The 4594-nt window shown below is 77.3% G+C and carries 5 protein-coding genes; 1 reads left to right on the forward strand and 4 read right to left on the reverse strand.

Annotated elements, in window-relative coordinates:
* The 4 genes from ABEB16_RS09585 to ABEB16_RS09600 form a co-directional block, all read right to left on the reverse strand.
* Window positions 1–739, reverse strand: a 739-nt coding sequence (locus ABEB16_RS09585; protein ID WP_486335976.1) for an arginase family protein, incomplete at its 3' end; no start/stop codon positions are given.
* A 225-nt stretch (window positions 740–964) separates the two neighbouring features.
* Window positions 965–1783 carry a pyrroline-5-carboxylate reductase gene (gene proC, locus ABEB16_RS09590; protein WP_345712032.1) on the reverse strand — a complete coding sequence of 273 codons (819 nt, stop codon included), beginning with the start codon at window positions 1781–1783 and terminating at the stop codon, window positions 965–967.
* Complete coding sequence (locus ABEB16_RS09595) at window positions 1780–2619, reverse strand: sugar phosphate isomerase/epimerase family protein (RefSeq protein ID WP_425560150.1); 840 nt, start codon at window positions 2617–2619, stop codon at window positions 1780–1782. Before ABEB16_RS09595 ends, proC begins: the two co-directional genes overlap by 4 nt.
* Complete coding sequence (locus ABEB16_RS09600; protein ID WP_345712033.1) at window positions 2616–3650, reverse strand: Ppx/GppA family phosphatase; 1035 nt, start codon at window positions 3648–3650, stop codon at window positions 2616–2618. Before ABEB16_RS09600 ends, ABEB16_RS09595 begins: the two co-directional genes overlap by 4 nt.
* A 113-nt stretch (window positions 3651–3763) precedes the next feature.
* Between ABEB16_RS09600 and ABEB16_RS09605 the strand changes: the two genes are divergently transcribed.
* Window positions 3764–4594 (forward strand): DUF3109 family protein (locus tag ABEB16_RS09605; RefSeq protein WP_345712034.1); only part of this gene is annotated, 831 nt, incomplete at its 3' end.

Here is a 4594-nt window from a genome sequence, read left to right on the forward strand (position 1 = left end):
GCCCCAGCGGGTCCAGGGAGTGCGTGTCGCACCCGTGCTGGGTGACGACGACGTCCGGCTCGAAGCAGCGCAGCAGCGGCGGCACCACCGAGTGCACCGCCCGCAGCCACCCGGCGTCGGCCACCCCCGCGGGCAGCGCCACGTTCACCGCCGAGCCCAGCGCGTCCGGCCCGCCCAGCTCCGAGGGCCAGCCCGTGCCCGGGAACAACGTGCGGCCGGACTCGTGGACGCTGATCGTGAGCACCCGCGGGTCGTCCCAGAACACCGCCTGCGGTCCGTCGCCGTGGTGGACGTCGGTGTCCACGTACGCCACCCGGCGGGCCCCGGCGTCCAGCAGCGCCCGGATCGCGACCGCCGCGTCGTTGTAGACGCAGAAACCGCTGGCGCGGTCCGGCATCGCGTGGTGCATCCCGCCGCAGAAGTTCACCCCGTGCAGGCACTCCCCGCGCCAGACGGCCAGCGCCACCGCCACCGCCACCGAGGCCCCCACGATGCGCGCGCTGGCCTCGTGCATGCCCCGGAAGGCCGGGTCGTCGTCGGTGCCCAGGCCGTAGCGCTCCTCGGCGCGCTCGGGGTGCTCGGAGGCCTCGCGCACGGCCGCGACGTAGTCCGCCCGGTGCACCGTCCCCAGCAGCTCGTCGGAGGCCGGGGCCGCCGTCACCGTCCGCACACCCGGGGCGTCGAACAGGCCCAGCTGCGCGCACAGCCGCGCCGTCAGGTCCAGGCGGACCGGCGACATCGGGTGGCAGCGGCCGAAGTCGTAGCGGTTGAAGACCGGGTCCCACACCACCTGCACACCCGGGCCGGGGGCCAGCGGCCCGGCACCGGCACGGTCCGCGGAGGTCGCAGGGGCGGATGCCATGCGGGCACGGTACCCGCCGCCGCAACCCGCGCACGCCCGGTGGCGGCAGGCGTCCTCCGCGCACCCGCCGCCGACCGCGGGACCCGCGGGCGCCCCGGAGGCTCACGACCCCCGGGAGAGCTCCCGCGAGCGCGACCAGGCGGCCTCCACGGCCGTCACGAAGGCCGCGCGCACCTTGTGGTCGTCGAGCTGGCGCAGCGCCGCCGTCGTCGTGCCCGCCGGGGACGTCACCTGCTCCCGCAGCACCGTGGGGTGCTGCCCCGTCTCCCGCAGCATCGCCCCGGCACCCACCACCGTCTGCACGACCAGCTCGGTGGCCGTGGCCCGCGGCAGCCCGAGCAGGACACCCGCCTCGACCATCGCCTCCACGACGTAGAAGACGTACGCCGGGCCCGAGCCGGACAGCGCCGTCACCGCGTCCAGGTGCTTCTCGGCCAGCACGGCGGTGCGCCCGCAGGAGCGCATGAGCTCCTCGGCGGCGGCCAGGTCCGCCGGCCCGCAGTGGCGCCCGCCGGCCAGCGCCGCCATGCCCTCGTCCACCAGCGACGGCGTGTTCGGCATCACCCGCACCACCGCGGTGCCCGGCCGCAGCTGCTGCTCGCAGGAGTGCGTCGTCGTGCCCGCCGCCAGCGACACCACCAGCACGTCGGGGCGCAGGTGGTCGCGCAGCGAGGCCAGCAGGTCGCCCATGTCCTGCGGCTTCACCGCCAGCACCACCGTGCCCGCCGCGGCCACCGCCGCCGGGTCGGTGACCACCCGCACGCCGAAGCGGTCGTGCAGCTCCTCCGCGCGGCCGGCGCGGCGGTCCACGACGAGCACCCCGGCCGGGTCGCGCCCGGCCCGCAGCAGGCCGCCGAGCAGCGTCTGGCCCATGACACCGGCGCCGACGAGGGCGAGGACGTCGGGGCGCCCGTCGCTCACGCCACCACCGCCAGGTGCTCGCGGGCGTGCGCCAGGGCCTCGGCCAGGTCGCCCTCCCGCTCCGCGCGGTCGCGCGCCCTGCGGGTGTTGACCTCCAGCACGACCGTGCCGCCCCAGCGGCGCTCCGCCAGCAGCCGCAGGACCTCCGCGCACGGCTGGGAGCCGCGACCGGGCACGAGGTGCTCGTCCTTGAACGAACCGGAGCCGTCGCACAGGTGCAGGTGCGCCAGCCGGTCCCCGAAGGCCCGCGCGAGCTCCAGGGAGTCCAGCCCGGAGGTCGCCGCGTGGGAGATGTCCAGCGTCAGGTGCTCGTAGCCCAGGTGCGTGGGGTCCCAGCCGGGCGAGTACGCCACGACCTCCCGGCCCCGCGCCCGCCAGGGGAACATGTTCTCCACCGCCAGCACGACGCCCGTGCGCTCCTCCACCCGCCGCACCCCGGCGACGAAGGACGCCGCGTACTCCCGCTGCCAGCGGAAGGGCGGGTGCACCACGACGGTGGACGCCCCCAGGCCCGCGGCCATCTCGCAGGAGCGCTCCACCTTGCCCCAGGGGTCGCGGCCCCAGGTGCGCTGCGTGAGCAGCAGCGTGGGGGCGTGGATGGCCAGCACCGGCACGCCGTAGTGCTCCGCGAGCTGGGCCAGCGCCCGCGGGTCCTGGCTCACCGGGTCCGTCCACACCATGATCTCGACACCGTCGTAGCCCAGCCGGCCCGCGATCTCGAAGGCGGCCGTCGTGGCCTCCGGGTAGGCGCAGGAGGAGGACAGCCCGACCGGGATCCGCCCCGGTGGGGCGCCGGTGCCGGTGCCCGGCGCGGGGGCCGGCGCACCGCCGCTCACAGGGCCGCCGTCGTGCCGGTCGGGATCCACGGCACCAGGCTAGATCGGTTCCCGCCGCCGAGCGCCCCGCCGAGCGCCCCACCGGTGGGCCCGCCCGGCCGCTCCTCCGCCGCGATGGCGTCCAGCCGGCGCAGGATCACGCCCTCGCGCAGCGCCCAGGGGCACACCTCGACCTCCTCGACGCCCAGCAGGTCCAGCGCCGCCTCGGCGACGAGCGCGCCCGCCAGCAGCTGCGGCGCGCGCTCGACCGCGACGCCCGGCAGCTCCGCGCGCTTGGCGACCTTCATCTCCGCCAGCCGCGGCACCCACTCCACCAGGTCGGCGTGGCGCAGCACCCGGCGCACGAACGGCCCCTCGGCGCTGGGGGCGGCACCGGCGATGCGGGCCAGGCTGCGGAAGGTCTTGCTCGTGACGGCCACGTGCTGGGACTCCACGCGCCCCAGCTCGCGCACCACCGAGGCCACCGAGCGGCGCACGTAGCTGCGCAGCTCGCGCACCTCCGCCGGCTTGGGGGGGTCGTTGTGCAGCCGGTCGCGGGTCAGGCGCCCGGCGCCCAGCGGCAGCGAGACGGCGACGTCCGGCACCTCGTCGAGGCCGGCGGCCAGCTCCAGGGAGCCACCGCCGATGTCCAGCACGAGCAGGCAGCCGCGCGACCAGCCGTACCAGCGGCGCACCGCGAGGAAGGTCAGCTCCGCCTCGTCGCGGCCGGGCAGCACGCGCAGCCGCACGCCGGTGGCCTCCTCGACGCGGCGCAGCACCTCCTCGCCGTTGCTGGCCTCGCGCACCGCGGAGGTCGCGAAGGGCAGCAGCTCGGTGCAGCCGCGGTCCTCGGCCACCTCCACCGCGCCGGCGACCGTCCGCACCAGCGCGGCCACGCCCACCTCGCTGATCGCGCCGGCGTCGTCGAGGTGCTCGGCCAGCCGCAGCGGGACCTTCGTCGAGGAGGCCGGCAGCGGGCGACCGCCCGGCCTGGCGTCGACCACGAGGAGGTGGACCGTGTTGGAGCCCACGTCGAGAACGCCCAGCCGCATGGCCCGACCGTACTGGAACCGCGCGCCCGGCCCGCAGCCGATCCACGACCTTGCGGTCCGCAGCCGGACCGTCACCGCAGCGCGCGCACCGGCGGGGCACCTACCCTGCTCGGGTGCCACCGACCGAGCCGCCGGCCGCCCCGGAGACGCCGCTCGACGGGCCCCGCCTGTGGGTGGAGTTCCCCGAGCCCGCACCGGGCGGGACCGGTGGGCCTGGCGGGGCCGGTGGGGCGGACGGGGCCGCCGAGGTGGTCTACCGCTGTGACCTGACCTGGCTGACGTCGAGCTGGACGTGCATCTTCGGCGCCGGCTGCCCCGGCATCTACGCCGACCGCCCGGACGACGGCTGCTGCACCCTGGGCGCGCACTTCACCGATGCCGCCGACGAGCGGCGCGTGCGCACCGCAGCCCGCCGCCTCGACGCGGCCACGTGGCAGCACGCCGCCGCGGGCCGCTCCCGCGCCGGCTGGGTGGAGGTCGAGGAGACCGCCGGGGGCGCGGCGCGCAAGACGCGCGTCGTCGACGGGGCGTGCGTCTTCCTCAACCGCCCCGGTTTCGGCGCCGGCGCCGGCTGCGCGCTGCACTCCCTCGCGCTGCGCGAGGGCCGCGAGCCGCTGGAGCTCAAGCCCGACGTCTGCTGGCAGCTGCCCCTGCGGCGCACCTACCGCACGGTGCAGCGCCCGGACGGCACCAGCTACCTGGAGGTGAGCATCGGCGAGTACGACCGGCGCGGCTGGGGCGAGGGCGGCCACGACCTCGACTGGTACTGCACGGCCAACCCGGCCGCGCACGTGGGCGCGCAGCCGGTCTACCTCGCCCTGGCGGCGGAGCTGCGCGAGCTGATCGGCGCGCCCGCCCACGCCGAGCTGGTGCGCCACTGCGAGGCCCTGGCACCGCCGGGCGCCGGCCGCCGGCGCCTGCTGCCGCTGACCGCGCACCCCGCC

Origin of the sequence: Kineococcus glutinatus, assembly GCF_039542765.1 — a bacterium.
GTDB lineage: Bacteria > Actinomycetota > Actinomycetes > Actinomycetales > Kineococcaceae > Kineococcus_A > Kineococcus_A glutinatus.

Bases quoted from the DNA above. Each gene is read 5' to 3' on its own strand.
- ABEB16_RS09600 (WP_345712033.1), bottom strand. From the start codon at position 3,650: ATGCGGCTGGGCGTTCTCGACGTGGGCTCCAACACGGTCCACCTCCTC.